Source organism: Agarilytica rhodophyticola (assembly GCF_002157225.2).
GTDB lineage: Bacteria > Pseudomonadota > Gammaproteobacteria > Pseudomonadales > Cellvibrionaceae > Agarilytica > Agarilytica rhodophyticola.
In genome coordinates this window covers 2260510-2287503 of record NZ_CP020038.1, presented here as the reverse complement: position 1 = coordinate 2287503, position 26994 = coordinate 2260510, and the positions used below count along the sequence as shown (strand labels likewise).

The window sequence follows — 26994 nt, the reverse complement described above, 5'->3', positions numbered from 1 at the left end:
TATGATAGCGGGCAAAAGCTTTTTAAGGCAGTTACAGATTTATTTCGATCGCCGTGTCGTGAGCATTTTTATATTGGGTATTGCTCAGGGGCTGCCCTGGGTTATGATCGGCACTATGTTGACACTGTGGCTAAAAGAATCTGGCATTAGCCGTGCAGATATCGGCTATGCAGCTTTGATTTTTAGTGTTTATGCAATCAATTTTCTATGGTCGCCTATTGTAGACGTGGTTTCGCCACCATTCCTTTCCCGCTTTGGTCAGCGGCAAAGCTGGATTTTTTTATGCCAGCTGGTCATTGCGTTCACTTGTTTTTTTATTTCAGTTATCGATCCAACTACGAATGCCATTGATCTAGTGCTGCTTTGTTTACTTATCGCCAGTGTTTCTGCAACTCAAGACATTGCCATTGATGCATACCGCGTGGACAGCTTTGAACAACACGAAACAAATAAGGTATCTGCTGCGGCAGGCATGATTACTGCCGGCTGGTGGACAGGCTATGCAGGCATTGGTGCGATCCCTTTATTTTTATCCGATAAAGGTTGGCAATGGCCAGATTTATATATGCTTTTAGGCGGTATGACTGTTTTACTATGTATCGCCAGTGCGATATTACCAACACCAAAATACCACAGCGACAAAACCAAGCACTTAGCTTTAAATACCTACTTATCAATGGCAAGCACTGCAGGCCGCTGGACTAAAGCACTGCTTTTTCTTTCTGTTTTACTTCCTATCAGTCTAATTATTTGGAGCTTGAATGGTAGCCCTGGGCTCAGCGCAGATCTGCGCCAAAGTTCACTTTTTGTTCCAAGTATTGCAGTGGGTGTCTTCTTCTTCGTCATCATTTTTGCAATCGTACTTTCGCGTTTAACAAGTACTTCTAATAGCCACTTAAGCAGTAAAACAGCTACTTTATATGACATCAGCCTAGCCTGGATACTTGTGGCTGTGGTGGCTCCCCTACGGGAATTCTTTTCTCGCAACGGCGTAAAGTTATCCATCGCTTTATTACTATTTGTCCTGCTTTTTAAATTGGGAGAGGCATTTTTAGGAAGAATGTCCATTTTATTTTATAAGGAAGTGGGATTCACAAACTCTCAAATCGCCACTTATTCTAAAATTTTGAGCTGGTGGTTAACCGTCGTTTTCGCCCTAGTAGGCGGATTAATCAATGCGAGGCTAGGACTTTTAAAAGGATTACTTATTAGCGGTATTGCGATGGCAAGCACGAATTTGCTGTTTGCACTTATTGCTGTGGTGGGACCAGAAGAAGATCTCTATGCACTTGCCGTGATATTAGATGGTTTTACTGCAGGATGGTCGACGGTAGCTTTCGTATCATTTATTTCTTTACTTTGTAATCATGCATTTTCTGCAACACAATATGCGCTTCTAGCATCTCTTGGTAACTTAGGTAGAACTAGCTTATCGAGTTTCAGTGGGCAAATTGTAGATTGGCTAGACGGTAATTGGGCATTATTTTTTATCCTAACAACGATAATGATTATACCAAGCCTTATTATATTAATCCGACTAAGACATTATATAGGACATCTTGTGAAGTCTTCAGAGACTGCATATAAAGAGCTATCAAATAAATAGAATTTACCTAAAAATATGCCCTAAGAGTAGGCAAAGGTGAACCTTATTTATTTCTCTTTTGTGCATTAACAATACGAATAATTTCTTTCCACATACGTCGATAGGCATGAGCTGCTCGACCATTGCTAGAATAACTCACCAATGGCTCACGTCGATGAGACATGGCTTCAGCGGCGGAATCCATTGGGATAAAAGTCTTTAACATTTGCAACGGAAGTTTCTTAGCAGTGGACAGGGTTTCGTTATGCAGCTTGCGTCGAAGATCCACCATATTGAAAAAGCCAACAATTTTTTCCGGTGCTGACTTCTTTTTAGCAAAAAAATCCACCACTTGAGTAGCAGCCCTTACCGACATTGGGCTAGGAATAATTGGTACTAAAACCAAGTCTACGCTTGCCAAAATATACTCTGTAGAAGGAGAAAGAGTCGGTGGACAATCGAATATGAGAATAGATGTATTCTCACTTAAAGGCTCAACAATCTTACTAAAAAACTTTCGTGCGCGCTGTTTACCTTCGAATTCAGCCTCGACATTGCGCAGACTCAAATCGGCAGGGATTAACGTTAAGCGAGAATAAGGAGACTTTACTTCCAAAGAACCAATAGGGGCACCTTTATTGAAAAGCTTAATCGCTTTTTTTTGTTGACCGTCAGCGCCTAAAAACCAACTTGCAGCGGCCTGCGGATCACAATCCCAGAGCACAGTATTTCTTTTTGCCTGAGCCGCTAAGAAAGCCATATTAACCGATGTGGTCGTTTTGCCAACCCCGCCTTTTAAATTATATAGTGCTATCGTTATCATAATTAGCTTTTCTTATACATTATAGGACGAAATACTGAGATGCTCTTTACATAGTCTCTTTTTACAAAATCTTTTATATGATCCCGGTGCTAGGCCGAGACACTAGGACAAACCACGAGCTATTAACAATCGTCATAAATCGGCTCTATAGTGGGCCAACTAAAGTGCCTAACTTGTGAATTAAAAAGCACAGTTAACTACCTAATACCCATCTCATTCGCTCTCTCACACCTTAAAGAACTAAACCTGACATTAGGCTTAAGTTCTTATAAAGGTATTTTGGTACTCATCATCTACTAGGTTCCATTAGCTAACTAAGATAAAAACAGCTATCGCCCCAAGCCAGAACCAAAGGGTACGTAGATACAGTTTATCTAATAATGATAGCTCTTTGCGCGTAACTTCACATGTTTGATCCAGATCATCTTCGATTGACAGAGCTCCTAGGACAGACTGCCCAATCGTCATATGAGTAGGTCGCGTGACGCAAAACAAGCTATCGTGCCAACGCCTAATACAGCCAACAAAATTCCCCGTCATCGCAAATGACAAACCAAGCACGCGAACAGCGGGCCACTCTAGTACCCAAAGCCATTTTTTTGCGCTCTTATTTTCGCCATTTGCGCCATGATTAAAAAGAAACACTAATCGATAGAGCAAAGCGCCTAAGGGGCCAAATATGAAAAACCAAAATAGCACAGCAAACATCCGCTCAAAACCACGATACGCCGCCTCGTCCAGCACATGTTGATGGAGCGTGTCCCAATCGTTCGGCGCCAATCCGGTAAGATCCACATCCAATTTACCGGCGCGCTCAAGAGCAGAGTCCCAATCCTCGTCAAAGCATGCTTGGGTATACTCTGTCACAATGTTGGTAAATTCCCCGCGACCAAAACTATAGAGCAAAATAAATACACTTATTGGGAGCAATGGCCAGTAAGACACTGTAGCAATGGTATACATGACCAGGGATGCAGCCAAAATTGGCAAGCCTACCGCAAGAAAAAATAAAAGGCTGGCCCCAGGTGAAAAGCTATTATCGAGATACTCAACCCATCGTTTTACCCATTCATCTTTGTGAAATGGATTATCTGCTCCCCAAACTTGAAGAAACAAAATAGCGAGTACAACAATAAAAAGATCCACGTTTACACCCTCCTCCTATATTTTGAGTATATTCTGAGCTAATAACGACTTGTAAAACTGCCAGTTAAAAGACGGGCCTGGATCGGTTTTACGTTCAGGTGCGATATCACTATGCCCTGCGATACGGTCTAGCGTGATTTTAGGGTAAGTATTCATAATTACAGCACTAAGTTCAACCAAGCGCCGGTATTGAACATCTGTGTAAGCATCATCATCGGTGCCCTCCAATTCGATACCAATAGAAAAATCATTACATTCGGATCTACCATCAAAAACAGAGCGTCCAGCATGCCAAGCGCGCTTATCGAAGGAAACAAATTGTGTAATACAACCATCACGCTCAATGAAAGCATGGGCAGAAACTTGTAGGTTTTCAAGTGATTTGAAATAAGGGTGAAGGCTACAATCAAGCTTATTGAGAAAAAGGTCATGAACATAACCCTGCCCATAAACACCTGGCGGCAGGCTAATGTTATGAATAACCAACAGATCGATATCACTCTCTTCGGGTCTATCATTAAAATTTGGTGAAAAAGCATGTATTGCTTGATCCCACCAACCATCACTCAGCAAGATACCATCCTCCAATGATAAATGACCAATACTATTGGCAAGTCCACCTAAATAGCAAGGAATAAGCTAAGGCCTAGCAACACACCCTAATGGCAAGCATCAGAAAACTTTAATAAAAAAATGAACAAATATATGGGAAGGGACACTAAAAAGATACAGTTCGATATTAAGAAAAGAATAAGCGTGTAACCACAAAATCAAACAAGGTATCTACACGCTTAAGGCTATGCTGAGATGAGGACTAAATCAATTCTTCCTCAGGCTTGAAACGATAGTTTCCAATGCCCTGTCGAACAAAACGCTATTATCAAGTGCGCTTAACTGGTTGTTTTTAAGAGCCATAGCCAACTCGAATTGAGTTTTTTCCGCAACCTTCATACCGTTGCGATTGACGAAGATATACTTACCCGTAGGCTTGATAAAAGCGGCCAAACGACAACGAGTGCTGACTCCTTTAGCATCTGTCATATCAAACCACGCTCCTTGCACAAAGGCGCGAACTTGCACCATATAAGGGTCGTCCAAAGGCAGGCTAGTGGGAACTGGCGGCGCTTTTTTAACAGGCTTGATAGGTTTTTTAGGATCGGCGTCGCTCAAAATTCGATCTACGCTATCGATTTCAGAAAGCTCCACCCCTTTTGCTAAATCATTCAGGCTTCGCTCTGGTATTTCTTTTTCTATTGCGGCATCGGCAGCGGCCGCTGGTTTCTTCGCTTTTGGAGGCAGTTTATTAGGGTTAACAGGCGCTTTGGGCGCATTCTTTGATACAGCAGCTGCTCTTGGATTTACAGGTTTACGTTCTGGCTTACCTGCAGCCGCTCCGGACTGAGGAACACCTCGAATACAGGCAATATGCACACGTTCCAAAGATTTAAACAAGTCAGACATTTCAAACGGATTGTAAGAAATCGTATCTAGACCAGAGCGCAATTTTTTAAGGAGTCCCGGCACCAATTTGATCAGTTTTTGACGCTGCTCCAATGTTCGTGGCGGTTGAACACTGAGTACCAACTGCTCTAACACATTGAGATGACTCAGCCATTCTTCGGACTCGTAGCCGTATTTTAAAACCGTTACAAAGAGTACGTTACTCCACGCATCCTTGATCAAATGATCTACAACTTTAGGGAGTGAGTAACCGACAGTACGAATCTCAATCTCAATAGCGACGGTCGTACGAGCAACTTCGGCCTTGGCTTTTCCATCTTCAGCATCAATTGTACGTCTTTCAAGCACTGCCGCACGCTTTTTCTCCTTTTCTAAGAACGCTGAAAAGTCCGCTAGCAAGTCAGAAAAGATTCTAATGTCGGTATCAAATTCTTCGATTAAAGTGCGTACAATAGATTCTATTTTTCGGTAAAGAGCATCGCGCTTGCACGTTTCTTCATCACCCTGCCACCCCATAGCGGCAGTTGCCATCTCATTGAGCAAACGTCGAGCAACATGACCACCCTTAGTGAAAAAAGCTTTATCTGCAACAGCAACCTTAATAATAGGAATTTGCATGCGGCTGATCAGTGCTTTCATCGGTGGAGCGAGATTTCGATCTTCCAGAATAAAGTCAAACAGTAGATTAACCAAATTCATCACCTGGTCATCCACTTGGCCAATAGTCGCTTGGGCACCTGTTTGCTGTTGTAACTGATTAACTAAAGAACGAACATTAATAGCAACACGACTATCCATAATAGAGGGCATATGCTGCGCTCGGGATAGCAATTGGATTAATTCATTTGCTGCAATTTGTGTTTGCGAAGGTGCAGCAGGATTGGCTGCAACCTTGTCCCCTAAAAGCGTTTTGAGTGTCGATATAACTTCTGGGCTAACATTGGAATTATCTGCACCTAAATCAGTCGCCTGGGTATTGTTAGGCTGTTGAGGAGCACTGCGTCTGTCGATATTATCAGTGCGACGACGGCGGCGGTCGGAAGATGAAGATAAAGACGGTAGTATGTTATTGTCTTTAAAAATATCATTTATCGGGCCGTAAACTTCCCCTAAACGGCCGACGACAGACTTATCAAATAGCTTGAATAGAACAAGCTTAGCCTTAATACCGATATCAAGTTTTTTTGTCTCAGCCATAAAAGCCGAGCAAATCACATCGGGGCTCAGTGGATTGTTCTTTTGATATACCTTGATTGGTACCAAGCTATCGATACGTAGCGAAATAAGCTGAATAGGCTCTCCCAGCTCTTTATTGGCCCGTGCAATTGATGCATCCAGAGCCACCATTTCCTCAAGCTCATCATTGCCTACTAGAGAAAGCGCGTCAGAGTTAAAGGTTCGGCCAGTATCTTCATCATTGGTTACTGGCTGATTTGAGGTTAAATTCGCAAATGCTTGGTCAATCGCATCAGAAAAGTTTTTCTCGAAGCCACGACGTTGCACTCGAACTTCACGCATCGAGTCAAAGTAAAGGTTTTGCTCTTGATTGGATTGCGCTTTGTCCGCTAATTCGAATAGGGAATCATCCGCGCGATCAAAAAAAGATTTAATGAGCCCCAGGACAAGAAACTTGCCCTTCTCATGGACTGAGTGAATTGGTGCGGGCAACCTCGCAAGTTGAGCTCGCACAAATCTGTGACTTTCAGGCTCCAAATGCACTACCTTCGCATCAATGTCATGCTTAGCATTTCCAGGCACTAAACTTAAACCTCCAAAAACCAAGATTAAAACAAAATATCTTGGAAACCGAAACTGATCAACATCATTAGAGTATAATGTCCAACCAACATTGGCTATGCACTATAAGCTCATAAAGAGAAATGTATCACACTAAACGACAAAATTCGTGACCAAAGTATAAAATTAAGATAATTGGCATCAAACAGCAATTATTATTTTCAGACACATGCGCCTCATTAAAGGTTCATTAATAATTAATTAAGGTTGAATAGAAGGTTAGATGGAAAATTCAAACGCTGAGCGAGGCCTTGGTAAAGGTATGTTGGTGATTTCATGGATCATCGTACTCGCAGGACTTACCTGGGTTCTAGGTAGGTGGGAAGGCAAACAATATAATCCAAACCAGTCTCTTAGCTCATCGGGTAATGGAGAAATTACTCTTATTCGCAATCGCCATAATCACTATGTCGCCAGTGGTTTTATAAATGGCACGCCAGTCGTCTTTCTTTTGGATACAGGAGCAACCGATGTTGCTGTTCCTCTTGAGGTTGCGAATAAAACAAAATTAAAACCTGGATTTACGCGCCAAGTAGTCACAGCCAATGGCATTGCTGATGTACGCGATACCACCATAGCAACATTAGAGCTTGGTTCCATAAAGCTCCATAACGTCAGGGCAGTTATCAGCCCGGGGATGCATGGCAGTGAAATTCTTTTAGGCATGAGTGCCCTCAAAGATTTGGACTTTAGCCAGAAAGGCTCAGAATTGACACTCAAACAAATACAATAATTTTATGAATATAGCACTACATCAGTTATCTCAAGATATCGAAGAATCGGTACAAATTGCGTTAAAAGAAGATATTGGCAACGGTGATATCACCGCTTCATTAATACCAAAAGACAAAGTCGATGAAGCCTATATTATCACTCGCGAAGCATGTGTACTTTGTGGTCAGTCATGGTTGAACGAAACCTACAAACAACTGGGTGGGTTGGACGCTATTAACTGGCATACAGAAGATGGACAATATGTCCAAGCTAATACTCGGCTGGTAACCCTTAAAGGCAATTCTAGACGCTTGCTTACAGGAGAGCGCACAGCGCTGAATTATCTTCAGCTACTAAGTGCGACTGCAACCAAGGCCCGCGATTACAAACTGGCCTTAGGTGATTCAAATATCACACTATTGGATACTCGTAAAACCATCCCTGGCTTACGCACTGCGCAAAAATATGCCGTTGCTACTGGAGGTTGTCACAATCATCGCATCGGGCTATTTGATGCATATTTAATTAAAGAAAACCATATCGCCGCATGCGGCTCAATACAACAAGCTATCAGCCAAGCCCGGCAGTTTCATCCTGATAAAACGGTGGAAGTAGAAGTAGAAAGCATTGAGCAATTAAAACAAGCTCTTGAAGCAAAAGCCGATATCATTATGCTTGATAACTTTTCACAACAGCAGCTAGCAGCGCTTGCTGATATCGATAAAGGCTCTAGTCGCTACGAACTCTCAGGAAATTTAACGGTAGAAAATATTAGCGCGGTCAACGATATGTACATTGACTATATTTCATTTGGTGCACTTACGAAACATGTGCAGGCTATCGATCTTTCTTTTCGCATTATTTAATGTCTGTTAGTCATAATTTTTCATTCGGCTTTATACGATTAAATTGTGTAAAGCCGATTATGTTAATAAAACATAAAAAAGTATTTACTAAATCGGAATTTCATATTTTATTACTTATGGTCGCAAAACCATTTTGCCTTTTACTTGCCTTCCCATTACTTTATTTAACGCATCCTTGGCAGACGCTAATGGTAAAATATCATCCACAACTACTTTAACCCTGCCTTGAACATACCAAGTTAATAACTCATTCATATTCGCGGCAAAATCTTTTGGTTGATGCTGAGTAAAGGATCCCCAGAACACTCCTACTATAGAATACCCTTTTACCAGTGCTAAATTAACAGGAAACTCAGGTATATCACCACTGGCAAAACCGATAACAAGTAGACGCCCATTCCAGGCCATACTTCTGGAACATGCATGGAATATATCTCCTCCCACACATTCATATACCACATCAACACCTCGTCCCTCCGTTACCTCTTTAACGGCCTTTTTTAGATCTGTATCGGTGTAATTAATGAGAATATCAGCTCCATTAGCTTTGGCGATATCAAGCTTTTCCTGTGTCGAGCACGCAGCAATTACCTTGGCCCCCATCTGTTTGCCGATTTGTAATGCAGCTAAACCTGTCCCCCCTGCAGCACCTGTGACAAGAAGCGTTTCTCCAGGTCGAACTTGTGCGCGCTGTTTTAAACCATGATGGGCAGTAGCATGGGCTGTTACCAAAGCGGCGGCCTCTTCATCACCAATACCGTCGGGAATTGGCATAACATGGCTAGCAGGACACGCGACCTTTTGTGCATAGCCCCCCAACATACATAAGGCGATCACTCTCGTCCCAACTTTTAAATGCTCAACACCTTCACCAATTTCACTAATCACACCTGCTACTTCACTGCCAGGGACAAAGGGAAAAGATGGCTTCATTTGATACAAGCCCTGCACTAATAAACCATCAGGGAAATTAACACCGCAGGCTTTAACATCGATAACAACCTCTCCCTTTTTAGCTTCCGGGTCAGGCACTTCCTGATAGTTAAGTTTTTCTACAGGTGCAAACTCATTGCAGATAATGGCTTTCATTGAGTATTCCAAATAATGTCTTCGTTATTATTTATATAGATTTTTAAGACAGCTAACAGAAGATGGTCAGACCATTTAAAGACGATCTTAAACAGCAGCCTTAAAGACGGTTCATGGTGATATGTAGGATACAGAGAAGCGAAGTGATTGCAAATGCGTATGACTTTTTATCAACACCTAAAGCTTAACGACATTCTGAGGGTGCATATTTGGCAGGAAGTGAGCGTATAACTATGTTAGTCAAGCCTATTGCAGCGGCAGTCATACCAGAAAAAGACTCTGCTTGAAAAACATCGCTCATATGTATTTCTAGCTGCGTTATCGCAATAACAGCTCCCTCACTTTGGCGCGAGTCACATAGTCTTAATAAGCCAGCGCAGCAATTGACACAAGAATGCCAATAATCGCCACCACCATCATCAATTCAATTAAGGTGAAACCACTGTATTTGTTAGTCATAATATGCTCCGGTTACAAGTACCAGCCACCGAGTAGGTAACCTAAATCCAGTGCATAAGTATAACTACCAACGTTGTCAGTGATGATAACTTAGCCTCGTCCTCGACGCTCGATATTGGTCAGTAATCAAACACATCAAGACTTCGTACAAAAAGAGGGGCTGTAGAATTCCCGCGCACAACAATGTGATACATCTACAATAATTAACGGGGAGAATTTACCATTAACTGGAACAATGCCCCAGGGAACAACTCTTTGGATTGAGAATATGAGCTATGAGAAAGAAGCCTTCATCGTTTATATATCTCAGGTGTCTTGTTTATTGCGTCTATCAACCTAGTTAGACCACACACCTAAAAGACTTATTACGTCACTATATGACAATTATCAGCCAAAACCGATATAAAGCTTCAATAATTGCTATCCAAGCTAGATGTAAATATCAAATATTTCATAGCCTTACTGTGTATTTTTCGCGGAAATGCTAAAGTAAGGATACATAGTATTAGAGTATACTCAATCGTACTCACTCTTTATCCTGATCAGAGAAAAGAAAGGTAGACCTTATATCATGATGTTAAGTGGACTGGCTCGGCGGCTTGTCAGAGACGAGCTTCTTACTCAAGAAGATGCTGTAAAAGCCGTAGAAACGGCTGCCAAAGAAAAAATCCCCCTGCCCTTCTATCTGGTGAGCAATTCCGACATCAGCTCCAGCGCTATAGCAGGTGCAGCATCTGACGAGTTTGGTACCCCGCTTATCGACATGCAGTCGCTGGATCATAGTCTTCTCCCCAATGGCTTGGTGGATATCAAGTTGATCCAAAAACACCGGGTGTTGCCCATTTTTAAACGTGGCACACGCTTGTACGTTGCTGTATCAGACCCGACTAACCTCCACGCCCTGGATGAAATCAAATTTAACACCGGCTTAACAACTGAAGCTCTGCTTACCCATGCCGACAAACTGCAAAGTGCTGTCGAAAAATACTTAAATGCAGAAGAGGAAAGCTTAGGTGATGCCCTAGGTGGCCTGGATGGAGACGATCTCGATGGACTCGAAGTTGAAGCCGTAAGTGATGACTCTCAAGAAAAAGACGACAATGAAGTAGACGAAGCACCTATTGTACGCTTTGTTAACAAAGTGCTTTTGGATGCGATTAAAACTGGCGCTTCTGATATTCACTTTGAGCCTTATGAGAAAGCTTACCGTGTAAGATTTCGAACCGATGGAATATTGAAAGAAGTGGCCCGTCCTCCAGTAAATTTGGCGATCAAGCTAGCGGCACGCTTAAAAGTTATGTCACAAATGGACATTTCTGAGCGCCGGGTGCCACAGGATGGACGTATCAAGATGAAGATTTCCAAGACGCGGGCAATTGATTTTCGCGTTAACACATTACCGACCTTGTTCGGCGAGAAAGTGGTACTTCGAATTCTCGATCCTTCTAGTGCAAAATTGGGCATCGACGCTCTCGGTTATGAAGATAGTCAAAAAGCAATGTTTTTAGACGCTCTTCAACAGCCGCAAGGTATGATTCTTGTGACAGGGCCTACAGGATCAGGAAAAACCGTATCCCTTTATACCGGCTTAAATATCTTAAACACCATAGAGCGCAATATTTCTACCGCCGAAGATCCAGTAGAAATTAACCTGGAAGGCATTAACCAGGTGAATGTTAATACAAAAGTAGGCTTAACCTTTGCATCAGCACTTCGTTCATTTTTGCGGCAAGATCCTGATATTGTCATGGTAGGTGAGATTCGAGATTTAGAAACCGCCGAGATTGGCATTAAGGCTGCTCAAACAGGTCACTTAGTGCTCTCAACCTTACATACTAACAGTGCCGCAGAAACACTCACGCGCTTGTTAAATATGGGGGTACCCACATTTAATGTGGCAACAACGGTAAGTTTAATTATTGCCCAGCGCCTTGCCAGAAGACTATGCAATAGCTGTAAACTACCGGCTGATGATATTCCTGAAGAAGTGTTTAAAGAGGAAGGTTTCGATGATATCGGTATGACGCGAGATGAAATCACACTATTCCGACCAAACGGCTGTGAGAAGTGTAATGAAGGTTATAAGGGACGTGTTGGTGTGTATGAAGTGGTTCGCATTACTCCGGAAATATCACGCATTATAATGGAAGGAGGTAACTCCATTCAGATCGCTGATGCCGCTAAGGCATCAGGGTTTAATAACTTAAGAGTCTCGGCCTTACGCAAAGCGGCGATGGGTACGACGAGTTTAGAAGAAGCAAATCGGGTAACGAAGGATTAATGATCAATGGCAGCCACTTCAGAAGTATTTGTTTATAAAGGCATCGACCGCAAAGGTAATAAGGTCGAAGGTGAAGTTAGCAGCTCCAGCTCGGCGTTAGCCAAAGCTCAGCTTGTCAAACAAGGTATTCGAACTACAGGTGTAAAGCGTAAGCCTAAACCATTATTTGGCGGTGGCGGTAAGGCGATTAAGCCTATGGATATCGCTGTTTTTACCAGACAAATGGCTACCATGATGAAAGCGGGCGTACCATTGGTGCAGAGCTTTGATATCGTTGCAGATGGCTCTGAAAACCCCAATATGACAAATTTGATCAAAAGTATCAAAGAAGATGTTGCATCGGGTGGTGGATTTGCCAATTCTCTGCGTAAACAACCTAAGTATTTTGATGAATTATTCTGCAACCTTGTAGAATCCGGGGAGCAATCTGGTGCACTAGAAACGATGCTTGACCGCATCGCGCTTTACAAAGAGAAAACTGAGCAATTAAAAGCTAAAATTAAAAAAGCATTAACTTATCCTATTGCTGTAGTTGTAGTGGCTATTGTAGTTACTGCCATATTATTAATTAAAGTTGTCCCGCAATTCGCAGAGACATTTTCTTCATTTGGTGCGAACCTACCAGCTTTTACCTTATTTGTTTTACATTTATCAGATCTTGCTCAAGAATATTGGTGGATAGTGCTAATATCACTTACTGGTTTCTTCCTAGCGTTTGGTAAACTGAAAGAAAAGAGTTTCGCCTTTCGGAGCGCTGTAGATAAAGTAACATTAAAAATCCCTGTTATTGGCGATATTATATACCAGTCCATATGCGCTCGTTTCGCTAGAACACTCTCAACAACATTTGCTGCTGGTGTCCCCCTAATCGATGCCTTAGAGTCAGTTGCAGGCTCTACTGGCAATATCCATTATGAAAAATGCACATTAAAAATTAGAGAAGAAGTATCAGCAGGTACACAACTCAATATAGCCATTGACCACACTAGAATGTTTCCTTCACTTTTAATCCAAATGACGTCAATAGGCGAGGAATCTGGCGCACTGGATGAAATGCTAGATAAAGTGGCTACCTATTACGAAGAGGCCGTCGACAACCTAGTAGATAGCCTTACTTCCTTACTTGAGCCTCTCATCATGTCTGTACTGGGTGTTTTAGTTGGGGGGCTATTGATCGCAATGTACCTACCTATCTTCCAAATAGGTCAAGCGATTTAAGAGATCATGAGCGCATGAAAAATTACATTGCTATTTTTCATGCCTAGTGAATCCCCCCATACCAAACACGAGTCGTTTCTCTCTTAATTAATCTTAGTCATGAGTTTAACCATGTATTTTTTTGTGCCCTTTAACGAGAGGTTCACTTGACATACCTCACTTGGATAAATGAGTTATTTGTTTTCTTCAGTTTAATCATAGGACTGTTAGTTGGCAGCTTTCTAAACGTTGTAGCATACCGCTTACCCCTAAGTTTATTTAGTGACTGGCACCAACAAGCTCGAGATATACTAATTGAAAAAGGCGAAATAAAAGTCGGCCAACTTAAAGATATGGGAGAAGATACAACTTTTAATATCGCATATCCCGCGTCTCATTGCCCTGCCTGCAAAACTCCGATTAAGCCCTGGCACAACATCCCTGTTATTAGCTATATTTTTCTATTAAAAGGTAAATGCCATTATTGTGGTGCACACATTAGTGCCCGATATCCTATCGTTGAATTCGTTACAGGTTTACTCACTGCTTTTGTCGTCTCACAAATGGGCTTATCCGTAGCCTCAGGATTTGCTGTAATTTTAACTTGGAGTTTAATAGCGCTAACGTTAATTGATATAGACCATCAGTTATTACCTGACGACATCACCTACCCTTTATTATGGTTGGGAATAATTGCCAATCTCTTTGGCACATTTACGTCTCTCAACGATGCGATTATTGGCGCAATTTCAGGTTATTTATTTCTGTGGAGCATTTACTGGATATTTAAACTCATCACCAAGAAAGAAGGTATGGGCTATGGAGATTTTAAATTACTGGCAGCTTTGGGCGCCTGGATGGGATGGCAAGCCCTACCATTGATAGTTATTTTATCTTCTTTAGTGGGAGCCATTATAGGGATTTGTGGTATCCTTATTTACGGTAAAGATAAAAATAAACCTATTCCGTTTGGCCCATATTTAGCGATAGCTGGCTGGATTGCCTTCCTTTGGGGAGACTTCATACTCTCTTCTTACTTGCAAATGTTAAAATTAAATTAACTCATGTTTATAGTCGGCTTGACAGGAGGCATTGGTTCAGGAAAAACCACGGTGTCTAACTTATTTAAAGAATTAGGTATAGCTGTTGTTGATACGGATGTTATAGCCCGTGAAGTTGTAAAGCTTGGTTCACAGTGTCTATATAAGATTGAACAACACTTTGGCAGCACCATACTTTTAGATAACGGCAATCTTGATAGAAAAAAACTGCGCCATATTATATTTTCCCAACCAGAAGAGAAACACTGGTTAGAATCATTATTGCATCCCGTTATTCGCAGACAAACACGTCTGGCACTCGAAAAATCAAGTAGCCCTTACGCCATTCTTTCAAGTCCTCTACTATTGGAATCACCAGATATTGAGCTCACTAGCAGGATAGCCGTCGTCGATATTACACCGGAACAACAAGTTTTGCGCACCACCATACGAGATGAAACAAATAGTGCTCAGGTGGAAAAAATTATTGCCAACCAACTCTCTAGAGAAGAAAAACTTGCCAAAGCAAATGATATTATTGATAACTCAGGAACATTTGAGAATACCAAGCAGCAAGTACTCAATTTACATCGACAATACCTATTAATGAAAGATAACCATTCGATGAGATAGGTCGCCATGACAATTAAAACCCTTTCAGTAAAATGTCCTATATGCAAAAAAGAAGTATTAATGACAAAAGATTCTCTCTTTCGTCCTTTTTGCAGTAAACGTTGCCGTGATATTGACTTCGGCGAGTGGGCAAAAGAGAGCTATAGCGTCGAGGGCAATAGCTTAGAGACAGATGCCTGGAGTGAAGATCTTGAATAAGGTAAAACTGATATTAGAAATATTGCTGTCATCCTAACCAAAGGCAATGTTGAAGTTCATCCGATCACAGCAACTTTAAAAAATACACGTGTAATAATCGTTTAACTCATCAATATAGCAGCATCTTTGGAAGTGAACTGTAGTACAGACAAGTTTTCGATAACCTCAATATCGTATTTATACATTTTATACACCAATGGAGTGAAGATTTTCAGCATATGCTGACAGAAATTGTCACCACATTAACACTAAAAACTTATATAAATGGCGCTAGTTTATTCAATTGCTCTGCAAACAGCTGCTCCAAAGAGTCCCACTAATAGTTGGCATACTATTAGCTTTACCTTAACTATATCATAGCCACTTATTTCCTTTGGAGGAAAAATAAATGAAGAAAGTACAACAAGGTTTTACTCTTATTGAATTGATGATCGTAGTTGCGATTATCGGTATCTTAGCTGCCGTAGCTTTACCAGCATACCAAGACTACACTGTGAGAACTAAAGTATCTGAAGGTTTAGGCTTAGCGCAATCAGCAAAAGTATCTGTAAGTGAATCATTCGCTGCTGGTGATGTAACCGCTATGAACGCTGCTAGCACTGATTGGAATGCTAACTTCGTTGCCACCAAGTATGTTCAGACAATTGCCATTGCTGCTAACACCGGTGTTATCACTGTCACTTATGATGTAGGCGCCGATGCATTACCTCAGCTAAACGGTGCTAACGAAATCACACTTTCTCCATTTGTTGGTAACGCTGCGCTAGCTTCTGGTGCAGCTGGTAATATCGACTGGGCATGTGCTGGTGCGACCAACGTGACTGCAACTGCAAATGGATATGCACCTACAGCACCTGCTAACCCTGTAATAGCTCGTTACTTGCCATCACAATGTAAGTAATATCAGCTCATCTGCATTTTCAAAGCCAGCTTGTGATGCAAGCTGGCTTTTTTAATGCCTACAAAAAGTCGAAACATATTCATCTGCGAAGTAGCCATATTATTGACATATTAGATATAAAATCACTTTTTCAATGATGAGTTTTTTATTTTCTAAATAGGGCTCATGCCTTATTCATTATCGTCTCTTCTCTCTTTAGTATCACGTGTGGGAATGACCTCGATCAATTTACCAGTACCCACATCAACTGCTATTTTATATAGATCATAGCGTGTAATTAAATTAAAAAAGCGAATACTTTCTGATTTAAGATGTTCAGCGGGGGAATAGCCACGCTCTATTGCTACATCCCATGACCACCCCTCATTTCTAAGACGGGATTTGTTTGTTTCATATGGTTGATACAGTTCAATAGCTCGTCTTATATCACTTTCCATATAGCGCTCAACAGTTGCTTTCCTACGTTCACTTGGATCATCCGGTAAATCGAGGCTAATCCAAGCAAGCCAGGAATCACCTCGGAGCAGTGGAACAGAATCCACAGCGATATCGTATTCTTCAAATTGAGTTCGCGTCGCAGTATAAAAGATATCGTTAGCATAAATTATGGCAATTGGTCTATTTCGCTCAACCACAAACATACCGCCACAAATGCAAAACAATTGCATCAAGACTATAATAAGAAGATCTCTTTTTAACTCTTTTTTAGCCGTGTTATAGACCAATAAAGTCAATAGTGGTCCGATCACCAGATCCACACCAGCAATTAACTTTATACCTTCCCAGCCACCTTCTGTATTAAATAGTAACCCTGGATACCATAGTAATTTTATAACCCCTGCAAGCGCGAGAAATAACAAAAAACTAATACCTAAATGCACTGCAAAAGCTTGCCAACGCGAATGAACGTTAATCATCATAATTTAATAACTTCGAAAGTTGTTTAGAGTTTTAAGATAGAAGTGATCTTCTATAAGCTATTATAGAGCGCGTGCTCCATAAGAGTAAGAGAGAAGCCAAATATGCAAAAACTAATTTAAAGGAAAAGACAAGTTCAAAAGATTCGTCTTTACAGATACGATACGATAGGTCGCCATAATAATTAAAGCCCTTTTAGAGTCAGCATCTTTGTATAAAAACACTAGCTAAACTGCACATGAGCTAACGATGAAACAATTATTGAAAGGATAACAATCGCAGGCACCATCAACACTTTACAGTGCCTACTATTATGTTATGCGAAGATTCATTCCACCTAGACTAAACCTTCATTTTATTACTTAATCTGCATCGATAGCGTCGAAAATAATTTTAGGGCTCCGGTGTGGATTGGCTGGAACGCGCCACAATACCGAAAAAGTGCCACGCTGGATAATCGACCCGCCTGGTGTCTGGATAGTTAACTCATATCGGCCATTTTCCAGCACAGTGTTACGGCTAGTTCGGCGTGCCCCTTCTGCTTTTAAAACCAGAAAATCAAGACCGCCATCAAAACCTGCTTGCCAGGCATCAACCACATTATGCCTTCCAGCAACAGCCGAGGTTCCCGGCAATTTTAAAGCACCACTGCGAGTATAGAATTCACCTAGAGCAGCACTATCCTTTTTATTAAAGTTTTCTACAAATAATTCGCTAGCGTCTTCAACGCGCTCCAGGTGTCTATCATACCAAGCAAAACTTGGAGCGGATAACAGCAATTGAATAGATAAAGCGAATAAAACACGATACAGTTTTTTCATAGTATGCTCCTGTTTTTAATCATTTTCTTTAGTCTTGTAACAAGGAAGTAGGAAACAACTACATACCAAGCAGGAGATAAATTACTGAATTAAAGACGTGGTCGATATCGCAATTTTTACGTATACAGTACAATATATACACAAAAATACAGTTTTTGGAAACTTGAGATGGCAGCACAAGCACAAGCTAATAGTTGGGACTCAAAGACCTTACGCACCCGATTTCTCGATAGTAATCGCCATTTATTTGCACAGGAAACGCTCAATGCTGTAGCTCACATGCTGATAGAAATAGATCGTCATGAACATGTTATGGAAATTGCTTTAAGCTATCTCGCACAACATTTGGCCGTCGGTCGGGTAGATATAGGCTTCGGCTCGCATCGTCTTAAGTTATACTCAACGGCTGCTGAGCACCTTGCTGATGGCGCACCCTCGATGTTCGGCATAGATTTACCAAACAAAAGTCAGGTATTACAAAGAGTATGGCTTAGCCCAAATCCAATCGCCTACCACGATATAAGAAACAACCCTCTCATCGGTGGACTTCAAGAAAGCTTCAAGCAAGTCGGTAGCCGCGCCATATTAGCCCAACGGCTAGATGATGAGGAAGGTGCTTACGGTATTGTTTGTATTGATGATCTAGAGTCGGGAAGAACCTGGCAATCGAGTGAACAGTGTTTCGTCATGCAGTTTTGCCAGATCTTCTTAGCACCAGTGTTGAGTATAAGCCGAAGAATTAATACACAGCAACATACTGACAAACCTTCCCCCGCAGAGCTTGATGCCGTCCGTCTAGCAGCACGAGGTCTTAGCTACAAACAAATTGCAGCGACACTTAATAAGTCTATTCGAACCATTGAATTTCAACTTCGCAGTGCACGCTCAAAGACTGGAGCTAGTAACCAAACTGAACTGGTACAAAGGTGTCAGTACTGGCTTTAAGAAACTAAGTAGCGCTCAAGTAAAGCCTGGATAATTTCTTTATTTGCTTCTGGAAAACTATACTTGTCTAACTGAGATAACTCAGCCCACTGAATAACTTGTCCTTCACTACCACTAGCTTCACCATCAAACTGGTGAATGGTATGAACATCTAATAGAACGGTTTTAGTAGGGTATTGGTGGCGAATTTGGATGAATTCCTTTGAGCCATTAATAGTAATGGCAAGCTCTTCATAAAGCTCTCGCTTGAGAGCTTGCTGCACACTCTCACCCTCTTCTACCTTGCCACCAGGAAACTCCCACAAACCCGCAAGATGTTTTCCCTCTGGGCGCTTAGCAATGCAAATTTTTTGTTGAGCATCAAAAATAACACCGACAGCAACATGAACAGTAGATGTCATACACTAGCTCCTATATTCCGCATTAATACGAACATATTCATGGGAGAGGTCTGATGTCCACAAAAGCTCACTAGCGTCACCACGGCCCAAGTCGACCCGGATAGAAAACTCTTCCTGGTTAAAAACTTTTTGCCCATCTTCCTCCATGTAGCTGGCGGCACGACCACCATTTTCAACAATTAACACATTATCAATCCAGATACGTACTTTGCTCGCATCGAGCTGATTTACATCGGCGTACCCTACAGCAGCAACAATTCTTCCCCAATTTGGATCAGAGGCAAATAAGGCTGTTTTAATTAAGGGAGAATGAGCAACAGCATAAGCGACATTAAGGCTCTCTTGGTTGTCACGCCCCCCCATTACTTCTATTTTAACGAACTTAGTTGCGCCCTCACCATCCTTCACAATCTGTTGTGCGAGTGATTGGTAAACTTCGATAACAGCATCTTTTAACAGGTTAAATAAGGGCGTATCTTCCGCTTCGATAGTTTCAAGTTCGGCTTTTCCTGTGGCAATCAATATGCACGCGTCATTGGTGGAAGTATCACCGTCAATGGTGATCCGATTAAATGATTGTTGTGCCGCTACGCGGGATAGCTTGTCTAGTATATCGCTGCTTACAGGGGCGTCTGTTGCGATAAATGCAAGCATCGTCGCCATATTAGGGTTAATCATTCCCGCACCTTTAGCAACACCGCTGATGGTAAGAGTTTGCCCCTGCCATTCAATTTGTTTACTCGCACCCTTGGGGCGGGTGTCTGTTGTCATAATCGCTTGTGCAAAGGATAGCCAGTTATTTTCAGACAAGGCCTCATACGCCGCTGGTAAAGCCGCTTCAATTTTCTCAAAAGGCAATAATTCACCAATGACCCCGGTGGAAAAGGGCAGCACCTGCGTTTGCTCGATATCGGTAAGTTGCGCTACTTTATCACAACAACGCAGCGCTGCATCCACACCCTCAATGCCTGTACAGGCATTGGCATTACCCGAGTTTATCACTAGAGCGCGAATACTTTTATTTTGCCCAAGATGCTTTCGACAAATATCTACAGGTGCTGCAGCATAGGCATTTTGGGTAAATACACCGGCAACTTCACAACCTTCATCCAGAACAACTAAAGCCAAATCCTTACGTGACGAGTATTTAATTCCGGCCTCACCAACTCCAAGCTTCACTCCTTTAATAGGATAAAACTCGGGCCAAACACTGTTACCAACGGCCATAAAAATCCATCCTCTTGCGCTCTAAATCAAGATAATTTGCCGTGACAAGCTTTAAATTTCTTTCCAGAACCACATGGGCAAGGGTCGTTACGCCCTACTTTTTTACCTGAACGTACATAGGGACGTTCAGTGTCTACCACTTCCTGCGGTTGCTCTTCACTTGGCGTTAGCTGAGACACCTGCTCATGTTCCATTTTTAACTTTTGTTGTTCAGCTTCTTCATGACGTCTTCGATCCATTTCTTCCACTTCCTGCTCAGACATAGGCTCAACACGGAAGAGAATACGAGTGACATCATGCTTTAAATTATCCAACAGCTTTTGAAACAGCTCGAAAGATTCTCGTTTGTATTCCTGCTTAGGATTACGCTGAGCATAAGCACGCAGACCAATACCTTGACGTAAGTAATCCATATTCTGCAAATGTTCCTTCCACAATGTATCCAGCACTTGCAACATAATCTGCTTTTCAAGGGTGCGGATAATGTCACCAAAACGCTCAGCTTTCTGGAGGTAGACGGCGTCTACAGCCTCGACAATTTTCTTACGTAGGGGCTCTTCAAACAAATTATCGTCTTCATCAAGCCATTTTTGGATCGTCAATTTAATACCGAAATCGTCTTCTAGGGCACGCTCCAAACCTTCAATATTCCATTGCTCTTCAATACTCTGAGGCGGCACAAAACCAGAAATTACATTGTTGACCACATCATCTCGAATACCGGCGATGGCGTTTTCAATATCATCAGATTCTAACAACTCATTACGCTGGGTATAGATAACTCGGCGCTGATCATTCGCCACATCATCGTATTCCAATACTTGCTTACGATAGTCAAAATTGCGGGCTTCAACTTTTCTCTGCGCTTTTTCAATGGCGTTGGTTACCATACGGTGTTCGATGGCCTCCCCTTTTTCCATCCCCAAAGCTTGCATGAAATTGCGCACTCTTTCTGAGGCAAAGATACGCATTAGATTATCTTCCAGAGATAGATAAAAACGCGATAAACCTGGATCACCTTGTCTACCAGCACGGCCACGCAGCTGATTATCGATACGGCGCGATTCATGACGCTCGGTGCCGATAATATGTAAGCCACCTGCTGCAAGAACGGTCTCATGACGTTTCTTCCAATCTTCCTTAATGCTGGCAACCTGAGCATCAGAGGGCTCTTTTAACTGTGCGATTTCTGCTTCCCAGTTTCCTCCCAAGACAATATCAGTTCCACGACCAGCCATGTTGGTGGCAATAGTTACCGCACCAGGTATTCCGGCCTGGGCAATAATATAGGCTTCTCTTTCGTGTTGTTTGGCGTTTAATACTTCGTGTTGTATACCAGCAGATTTTAAACGTCGAGACATAGCTTCTGACGTTTCAACAGAGGCCGTTCCCACCAAAACAGGCGCATTTTTGCTACGAAACTCCTTGATATCGGCAATGATAGCGTCGTATTTTTCATCAATACTTAGGTAGACAAGGTCATTTAAATCTTGCCGGGCAATCGTTTTATTGGGTGGAATAACAACCACTTCAAGGTTGTAAATCTGCTTGAATTCATAGGCTTCGGTATCCGCTGTACCAGTCATACCGGCTAATTTTTCATAGATACGGAAGTAATTCTGGAAAGTTGTGGAAGCAAGTGTTTGGCTTTCTGCCTGAATTTCCACCCCTTCCTTCGCTTCGATCGCCTGATGCAGCCCTTCAGATAAACGACGGCCAGGCATAGTACGACCTGTATGTTCGTCAATTAATACAACCTGACCATTTTGGATGATGTATTCGACGTCGTTGTTAAACAGCTTATGTGCTTTCAATGCCGAATGGACGTGGTGCAAAAGGCTTAAGTTACCGGCGTTATATAAGCTATCATTCTCTTCCAGTAAATTATTTTTCGATAACCACTCTTCGACTAACTGATGGCCGATCTCGGTCAGCTCTATCTGGCGTAATTTCTCGTCGATGGTGAAGTGGCCTGTAATCTCGATCGGCTCTTCGACGCCTTCCGGTTGTTGAGGCTGTTCTACCAAAGAAGGAATTAACTTGTTCATCGTGCGGTATAACTCAGAACTATCTTCCGCCGCACCAGAAATAATTAAAGGAGTTCTAGCCTCGTCAATAAGGATTGAGTCTACTTCGTCCACCACAGCAAAACTGTGGGAACGCTGCATGCGATCCTCTTTACGCAAAGCCATATTGTCGCGCAAATAATCAAAACCAAATTCATTGTTGGTGCCATAGGTAATGTCCGCATCGTAAGCAGCGCGCTTGTCTTCTGGGTGTTGCATCGAAACAATAACACCTACCTTCAGATCCAGCGCCTCATATAAAGGCTTCATCCAGTTAGCATCCCGCGCGGCAAGATAGTCGTTAACGGTAACGATATGGACACCATTTCCCGGAATAGCATTGAGATATGCCGCCAGGGTAGACATCAAAGTTTTACCTTCACCGGTACGCATTTCTGCAATACGGCCTTCGTGTAAGGTCATGCCTCCCATAAGCTGTACGTCAAAGTGACGCATTCCCATAAAGCGCTTACTCGCCTCTCTGACAGCAGCAAAAGCGTCCGGGAGAATCTGATCTAGAGTTTCCCCTTTATTGAAACGCTCTCTAAACTCTGCCGTTTTTGCTTTCAGGGCATCTGCGTCTAGTGCTTCATAGGTCGCTTCTAATTCATTAATTTTCTTAACGACCTTGCCCATGCGTTTTATTTCACGATCGTTTTTTGACCCAAAAACAGCTCTAAAAGTTTTTGCTAACATATGACGTCCAAATAACGTGGTTTGAGTATTACCACTATATGGTTACTAAATATTGTTTTTCGAGGGGGTGGGAATTATATAGGAGGATTCAGCGACTTGCGCGATGAATATATGTGGACGGATCGACAGCTCGGCCATGTTTATAGACTTCGAAGTGGACGTGAGGACCAGTTGAGCGACCACTTGACCCCATAAGGGCAATTACTTGGCCTTTTTTAATAATATCGCCAACTTTTACTAAGTTTTCTTTACAATGGGCATAACGTGTAGTGAAACCGTTGCCGTGATTCACTTCTACCATCTGGCCATAACCATAACGTTCACCCGACCAGGTCACGACACCCGCTGCAACAGATACAATATCAGAGCCTTGCTTACCGGCAAAATCCACTCCGGCATGCCAAGCAATACGCCCAGTAAATGGATCAGTCCTACGACCAAATTTGGAAGACATCCAGCCAGACTTGATCGGTCGACCAGCGAGGAAAACATCGCTCTGCAACTTACGTTTCGCCAACAGAGCCTCAAGTACATCGAGTTGCTGTTGTCGATCTTCAATTTTTGCGCCCAGCTGACCAAGCAATAATTGCAGATCATTCTGGCTCGCCAGGGATTCATCATCAAGGGCAAGTTCGGGACCACCAAGTGCGGGCACGCGGCTAAAGTCAAATTCGCCTTTGTCTAACTTGGCCATTGTGGTCAATCGTTCGCCCAAAGCGTCTAGTCGTACAACTCTAGCCTGCAATTCAGCGACTCTTAATGTCAGCGCGGCCAACTTACGTTCAGCTTCTTGTTTTACATCTTTGACTTCTTGTTCTTGCTTGTCGAGCGCACTTACCCAAGCTTGAGTAATGCTGGAATCTATGTTTTTGTCGTTTTTAAGTAGCTTGTGGTAGCCCAGGTAGGAGCCGATAGGTATTCCGAGAAGACAGATTGATAAAAAGGCACGGGTCCACCCGCCAACATTAAAACTGCGGGTGCTGTTATGACGCTTGCTTATAACAATGATCTTCATCTGGCAAAAAATCGATAAATTTGGTCTTTCCGAGTAATTCTAAGTATATAACACACTTAAACAAGTACACCCAAATAAGTACAAAAGCATCCCAATTTGTACTAAAGACGCATAAAATTTATTCTTTTGGCAACGAACAAGTCCCCATTTCCGTCACCCACTCTCGTTAAAGGATGTGAATCATGGCACAAATTTTTATTAAATACCAATATTGACAGTTGATGATTTTTACAGCCAAGTAGTGATTTGGCCTAAAACCACTATAAATATAGGCCTAAACCGCCGCCGCAAGTGGTTTTATATAAGAGATTGGAGATTCGTTATCTTCTTCAAAAGTGACCAAATCCCAGGTATCGGTGCGCTTGATTAACTCAAGCAGAGATTTGTTGTTGAGTGCGTGACCAGATTTATGTGCGCGATATTCACCAATTAAACTGGTGCCAAGTAAATATAGATCACCGATTGCATCTAGTATTTTATGTTTAACAAATTCATCTTCGTAACGTAAACCGTCTTCATTCAATATCCGATATTTATCAACAATGATGGCATTATCAACACTGCCACCCTTAGCAAGACCTTTGGAGCGCAGGTATTCCACTTCATGCATAAAACCAAAAGTGCGTGCTCTGGACACTTCCTTAACAAAAGAAGTGCTTGAAAAGTCGACATTGGCGTCTAATTTCCTGTCTTTAAATACTGGATGATCAAAATCTATACTAAAATTAACCTTAAAACCATCAAAGGGCAGAAAAGTTGTCTCTTTATCACCATCTTTGATCGTTAGTTTCTTTTTAATGCGGATGAATTTCTTAGCAGCGTTTTGCTCTTGTATGCCTGCTGACTGAATCAAAAATACAAAAGGCCCTGCACTGCCATCCATAATGGGTACTTCATCGGCGCTAACTTCAACTATGGCATTATCGATACCGAGACCTGCCATCGCTGACATTAAATGTTCGACGGTGGATACTCGAACCTCACCGTTCATAAGTGTAGTGGACAGCGTGGTATCGCCAACATTTTCAGCGGCAGCTTTAATATCAACTGCGGGATCAAGGTCAACCCGTCTAAAGACAATGCCATAATCGATTGGCGCAGGCCTTAGTGTTAAATGAATCTTTTGCCCCGTATGCAAACCAACACCTGTGGCTCGGATCTCATTTTTAAGGGTTCTTTGTTTGATCATACGAAGGGTCTCTATTAAAACGACTGTCGAAAAGGCCGCGCATCTTACCAGAAGCTGATACTATGTCCAAATATTTGGCTACGTATTAAACAGCAATAAAAAGTAATAGTCCAACCTATGCTTAATTTTCACGTATCAATCTATCTACGCCTATAGTTAACCCTTTCCTTGTGTAGGCTCGTCCTTATGAAAACTAGATATTCGACACGCCAACATACCTAAAGTTCGAGAGCAACTAAGTAACACGAAACGCAATACGGAACGGGGAATTCCGTGCTGGATAACAATAATCCAGCATCGAGTTGCTCTCTAAAACATGCTCCCTAAATCTTTTCCTTAGAACTTAAGAAGAATGCATCAAAAACTTAATCGGCTTGCTTACGCAAAAAAGCAGGGATATCTAAATATTCCATATCATCTGCAGGTGGCGTTTGCTTGTTTTGAGCTGTCGCCGCTTTTTTCGCGCGTAAAGCAGGTGGACGATCGAGAGCGGCATAATTTGGCTGACCATCGGCACCACGGGTATTATCCACAACCACTTTAGTTTCAAGCTTTTCTTTAGCAATCGGCCCGCCTAAACCTGTGGCAACAACAGTTACGCGAATCTCGTCTGTCATCTCAGGCTCAATCACGGTACCAACAACAACAGTCGCATCACTGGAAGCAAATTCTTCAATGGTATCACCCACCTCGGAAAACTCGCCTAAAGATAGATCCATACCTGCGGTGATATTAACAAGAATACCACGAGCCCCCTGCAGATTAACATCTTCTAATAGTGGGCTTCGAATTGCAGATTCAGCAGCTTCTCTCGCACGTTGCTCACCGGTAGCATGACCGCTGCCCATCATTGCCATGCCCATTTCTGACATCACGGTGCGAACATCGGCAAAGTCAACATTGATCATACCGGGACGGATAATAAGATCCGCAATACCTTGCACTGCTCCCAGTAATACGTCATTTGCTGACTTAAATGCATCAAGCAAGCTGGTGGTTTTACCGAGCACAGCAAGTAACTTTTCATTAGGTATGGTAATTAATGAGTCGACGCGATCTTGCAATTGCTTAATACCTTCTTCTGCAAGCGCCATTCTCTTTTTACCTTCAAAAGGAAAAGGCTTAGTCACTACGGCAACGGTTAAAATCCCCAGCTCGCGAGCCACTTCAGCCACAACCGGAGCACCACCGGTACCAGTACCACCACCCATACCAGCGGTAATGAATACCATATCCGAACCATCAAGCACTTCGGCAATGCGCTCTTTATCTTCCATCGCCGCTTGACGTCCAATCTCGGGATTGGCTCCCGCACCAAGACCTTTAGTGATACCACTACCAAGCTGTAACACCGTATCGGCATTGATATCTTTCAGTGCTTGAGAGTCCGTATTTGCACAAATAAACTCAACACCTTCTATCGAGTTTGAAATCATGTGCTTAACAGCGTTGCCGCCGCCGCCGCCAATCCCGACGACTTTTATCACTGCATTTTGTGGGATATTATCAACTAATTCAAACATATG

General features: G+C 42.3%; 23 protein-coding genes and 1 pseudogene. 10 read left to right on the top strand and 14 right to left on the bottom strand.

Annotated elements, in window-relative coordinates; all coding sequences use genetic code 11:
* Position 1: 1 nt before the first annotated feature.
* Complete coding sequence (locus BVC89_RS09690) at positions 2-1606, top strand: AmpG family muropeptide MFS transporter (RefSeq protein ID WP_216825122.1); 1605 nt, start codon at positions 2-4, stop codon at positions 1604-1606.
* 43 nt (positions 1607-1649) lie between these two features.
* Here BVC89_RS09690 and BVC89_RS09685 read toward each other — a convergent pair whose 3' ends face one another.
* From BVC89_RS09685 to BVC89_RS09670, 4 genes are all read right to left on the bottom strand, one after another.
* The gene (locus BVC89_RS09685) at positions 1650-2408 is read right to left on the bottom strand and encodes a ParA family protein (RefSeq protein ID WP_086931002.1); all 759 of its coding nucleotides are present in this window, start codon (positions 2406-2408) and stop codon (positions 1650-1652) included.
* A gap of 306 nt (positions 2409-2714) precedes the next feature.
* Positions 2715-3554, bottom strand: a complete 840-nt coding sequence (gene ampE / locus BVC89_RS09680) for a regulatory signaling modulator protein AmpE (protein ID WP_086931001.1) — start codon at positions 3552-3554, stop codon at positions 2715-2717.
* 15 nt (positions 3555-3569) lie between these two features.
* On the bottom strand, positions 3570-4130 hold the full coding sequence (ampD, locus tag BVC89_RS09675; RefSeq protein ID WP_086934564.1) for a 1,6-anhydro-N-acetylmuramyl-L-alanine amidase AmpD: 561 nt from the start codon (positions 4128-4130) through the stop codon (positions 3570-3572).
* A 243-nt stretch (positions 4131-4373) separates the two neighbouring features.
* Positions 4374-6773 carry a DUF1631 domain-containing protein gene (locus BVC89_RS09670; RefSeq protein WP_086931000.1) on the bottom strand — a complete coding sequence of 800 codons (2400 nt, stop codon included), beginning with the start codon at positions 6771-6773 and terminating at the stop codon, positions 4374-4376.
* A gap of 262 nt (positions 6774-7035) precedes the next feature.
* On the opposite strand from BVC89_RS09670, the gene BVC89_RS09665 reads away from it, so the two are divergent.
* Entirely contained in the window at positions 7036-7545 is a 510-nt protein-coding gene (locus BVC89_RS09665) for a retropepsin-like aspartic protease family protein (RefSeq protein WP_086930999.1), read from the top strand.
* Positions 7546-7549: 4 nt separating this feature from the next.
* Positions 7550-8392 (top strand): carboxylating nicotinate-nucleotide diphosphorylase, encoded by an 843-nt coding sequence (nadC, locus tag BVC89_RS09660; protein WP_086930998.1) that lies wholly within the window; start codon positions 7550-7552, stop codon positions 8390-8392.
* 114 nt (positions 8393-8506) lie between these two features.
* Here the strand turns inward: nadC and BVC89_RS09655 are convergent, their stop codons facing one another.
* Both BVC89_RS09655 and BVC89_RS09650 read right to left on the bottom strand, forming a co-directional pair.
* Positions 8507-9481 (bottom strand): NADPH:quinone oxidoreductase family protein, encoded by a 975-nt coding sequence (locus BVC89_RS09655; RefSeq protein ID WP_086930997.1) that lies wholly within the window; start codon positions 9479-9481, stop codon positions 8507-8509.
* 366 nt (positions 9482-9847) lie between these two features.
* A pseudogene (locus tag BVC89_RS09650) lies at positions 9848-9940 on the bottom strand (prepilin-type N-terminal cleavage/methylation domain-containing protein); the annotation flags it as partial.
* Positions 9941-10511: 571 nt separating this feature from the next.
* Between BVC89_RS09650 and pilB the strand changes: the two are divergent.
* The 6 genes from pilB to BVC89_RS09620 all read left to right on the top strand — a co-directional run bounded on the left by pilB (position 10512) and on the right by BVC89_RS09620 (position 16190).
* Entirely contained in the window at positions 10512-12221 is a 1710-nt protein-coding gene (gene pilB, locus BVC89_RS09645; protein ID WP_086930996.1) for a type IV-A pilus assembly ATPase PilB, read from the top strand.
* Between the two features lie 6 nt (positions 12222-12227).
* Positions 12228-13439: a type II secretion system F family protein gene (locus tag BVC89_RS09640; RefSeq protein ID WP_086930995.1), complete on the top strand. Its 1212-nt coding sequence runs from the start codon at positions 12228-12230 to the stop codon at positions 13437-13439.
* Between the two features lie 146 nt (positions 13440-13585).
* Entirely contained in the window at positions 13586-14479 is an 894-nt protein-coding gene (locus BVC89_RS09635; protein WP_086930994.1) for a prepilin peptidase, read from the top strand.
* 3 nt (positions 14480-14482) lie between these two features.
* Positions 14483-15091 carry a dephospho-CoA kinase gene (gene coaE / locus BVC89_RS09630; RefSeq protein ID WP_086930993.1) on the top strand — a complete coding sequence of 203 codons (609 nt, stop codon included), beginning with the start codon at positions 14483-14485 and terminating at the stop codon, positions 15089-15091.
* A 6-nt stretch (positions 15092-15097) separates the two neighbouring features.
* Positions 15098-15289 (top strand): DNA gyrase inhibitor YacG, encoded by a 192-nt coding sequence (locus BVC89_RS09625; RefSeq protein WP_086930992.1) that lies wholly within the window; start codon positions 15098-15100, stop codon positions 15287-15289.
* 388 nt (positions 15290-15677) lie between these two features.
* Positions 15678-16190, top strand: a complete 513-nt coding sequence (locus tag BVC89_RS09620; protein ID WP_086930991.1) for a pilin — start codon at positions 15678-15680, stop codon at positions 16188-16190.
* A gap of 170 nt (positions 16191-16360) precedes the next feature.
* On the opposite strand, the gene BVC89_RS09615 is transcribed toward BVC89_RS09620, so the two are convergent.
* Both BVC89_RS09615 and BVC89_RS09610 read right to left on the bottom strand, forming a co-directional pair.
* Entirely contained in the window at positions 16361-17110 is a 750-nt protein-coding gene (locus tag BVC89_RS09615; protein WP_086930990.1) for a hypothetical protein, read from the bottom strand.
* Between the two features lie 360 nt (positions 17111-17470).
* Positions 17471-17929, bottom strand: coding sequence for a YybH family protein (locus BVC89_RS09610; RefSeq protein WP_086930989.1), 459 nt, complete (start codon positions 17927-17929; stop codon positions 17471-17473).
* A gap of 168 nt (positions 17930-18097) precedes the next feature.
* Here BVC89_RS09610 and BVC89_RS09605 point away from each other — a divergent pair, with 168 nt between their 5' ends.
* The gene (locus BVC89_RS09605) at positions 18098-18874 is read left to right on the top strand and encodes a response regulator transcription factor (protein WP_086930988.1); all 777 of its coding nucleotides are present in this window, start codon (positions 18098-18100) and stop codon (positions 18872-18874) included.
* On the opposite strand, the gene mutT is transcribed toward BVC89_RS09605, so the two are convergent.
* The 6 genes from mutT to ftsZ all read right to left on the bottom strand — a co-directional run bounded on the left by mutT (position 18871) and on the right by ftsZ (position 26991).
* The gene (gene mutT, locus BVC89_RS09600; RefSeq protein WP_086930987.1) at positions 18871-19275 is read right to left on the bottom strand and encodes an 8-oxo-dGTP diphosphatase MutT; all 405 of its coding nucleotides are present in this window, start codon (positions 19273-19275) and stop codon (positions 18871-18873) included. The two genes, BVC89_RS09605 and mutT, sit on opposite strands and share 4 nt — an antisense overlap.
* A gap of 3 nt (positions 19276-19278) precedes the next feature.
* Positions 19279-20502 (bottom strand): bifunctional glutamate N-acetyltransferase/amino-acid acetyltransferase ArgJ, encoded by a 1224-nt coding sequence (gene argJ / locus BVC89_RS09595; protein WP_086930986.1) that lies wholly within the window; start codon positions 20500-20502, stop codon positions 19279-19281.
* A 26-nt stretch (positions 20503-20528) separates the two neighbouring features.
* A complete protein-coding gene (gene secA, locus BVC89_RS09590; protein ID WP_086930985.1) occupies positions 20529-23264 on the bottom strand; it encodes a preprotein translocase subunit SecA in 2736 nt (911 codons plus the stop codon).
* 88 nt (positions 23265-23352) lie between these two features.
* Positions 23353-24279 (bottom strand): M23 family metallopeptidase, encoded by a 927-nt coding sequence (locus BVC89_RS09585; RefSeq protein WP_086930984.1) that lies wholly within the window; start codon positions 24277-24279, stop codon positions 23353-23355.
* A 274-nt stretch (positions 24280-24553) separates the two neighbouring features.
* Complete coding sequence (lpxC, locus tag BVC89_RS09580; protein ID WP_086930983.1) at positions 24554-25468, bottom strand: UDP-3-O-acyl-N-acetylglucosamine deacetylase; 915 nt, start codon at positions 25466-25468, stop codon at positions 24554-24556.
* Between the two features lie 365 nt (positions 25469-25833).
* Positions 25834-26991 carry a cell division protein FtsZ gene (gene ftsZ / locus BVC89_RS09575; RefSeq protein WP_086930982.1) on the bottom strand — a complete coding sequence of 386 codons (1158 nt, stop codon included), beginning with the start codon at positions 26989-26991 and terminating at the stop codon, positions 25834-25836.
* Positions 26992-26994 lie beyond the last annotated feature (3 nt).

Excerpts from the sequence above, each read along its gene's own strand:
- pilB (WP_086930996.1), top strand. The coding sequence starts at position 10,512 with ATGATGTTAAGTGGACTGGCTCGGCGGCTTGTCAGAGACGAGCTTCTT.
- BVC89_RS09585 (WP_086930984.1), bottom strand. The coding sequence starts at position 24,279 with ATGAAGATCATTGTTATAAGCAAGCGTCATAACAGCACCCGCAGTTTT.
- BVC89_RS09640 (WP_086930995.1), top strand. The coding sequence starts at position 12,228 with ATGGCAGCCACTTCAGAAGTATTTGTTTATAAAGGCATCGACCGCAAA.
- BVC89_RS09685 (WP_086931002.1), bottom strand. The coding sequence starts at position 2,408 with ATGATAACGATAGCACTATATAATTTAAAAGGCGGGGTTGGCAAAACG.
- BVC89_RS09620 (WP_086930991.1), top strand. The coding sequence starts at position 15,678 with ATGAAGAAAGTACAACAAGGTTTTACTCTTATTGAATTGATGATCGTA.
- coaE (WP_086930993.1), top strand. The coding sequence starts at position 14,483 with ATGTTTATAGTCGGCTTGACAGGAGGCATTGGTTCAGGAAAAACCACG.
- mutT (WP_086930987.1), bottom strand. The coding sequence starts at position 19,275 with ATGACATCTACTGTTCATGTTGCTGTCGGTGTTATTTTTGATGCTCAA.
- BVC89_RS09610 (WP_086930989.1), bottom strand. The coding sequence starts at position 17,929 with ATGAAAAAACTGTATCGTGTTTTATTCGCTTTATCTATTCAATTGCTG.
- BVC89_RS09655 (WP_086930997.1), bottom strand. The coding sequence starts at position 9,481 with ATGAAAGCCATTATCTGCAATGAGTTTGCACCTGTAGAAAAACTTAAC.
- BVC89_RS09615 (WP_086930990.1), bottom strand. The coding sequence starts at position 17,110 with ATGATGATTAACGTTCATTCGCGTTGGCAAGCTTTTGCAGTGCATTTA.
- argJ (WP_086930986.1), bottom strand. The coding sequence starts at position 20,502 with ATGGCCGTTGGTAACAGTGTTTGGCCCGAGTTTTATCCTATTAAAGGA.
- secA (WP_086930985.1), bottom strand. The coding sequence starts at position 23,264 with ATGTTAGCAAAAACTTTTAGAGCTGTTTTTGGGTCAAAAAACGATCGT.
- BVC89_RS09690 (WP_216825122.1), top strand. The coding sequence starts at position 2 with ATGATAGCGGGCAAAAGCTTTTTAAGGCAGTTACAGATTTATTTCGAT.
- BVC89_RS09625 (WP_086930992.1), top strand. The coding sequence starts at position 15,098 with ATGACAATTAAAACCCTTTCAGTAAAATGTCCTATATGCAAAAAAGAA.
- ftsZ (WP_086930982.1), bottom strand. The coding sequence starts at position 26,991 with ATGTTTGAATTAGTTGATAATATCCCACAAAATGCAGTGATAAAAGTC.
- nadC (WP_086930998.1), top strand. The coding sequence starts at position 7,550 with ATGAATATAGCACTACATCAGTTATCTCAAGATATCGAAGAATCGGTA.
- lpxC (WP_086930983.1), bottom strand. The coding sequence starts at position 25,468 with ATGATCAAACAAAGAACCCTTAAAAATGAGATCCGAGCCACAGGTGTT.
- BVC89_RS09605 (WP_086930988.1), top strand. The coding sequence starts at position 18,098 with ATGGCAGCACAAGCACAAGCTAATAGTTGGGACTCAAAGACCTTACGC.
- BVC89_RS09665 (WP_086930999.1), top strand. The coding sequence starts at position 7,036 with ATGGAAAATTCAAACGCTGAGCGAGGCCTTGGTAAAGGTATGTTGGTG.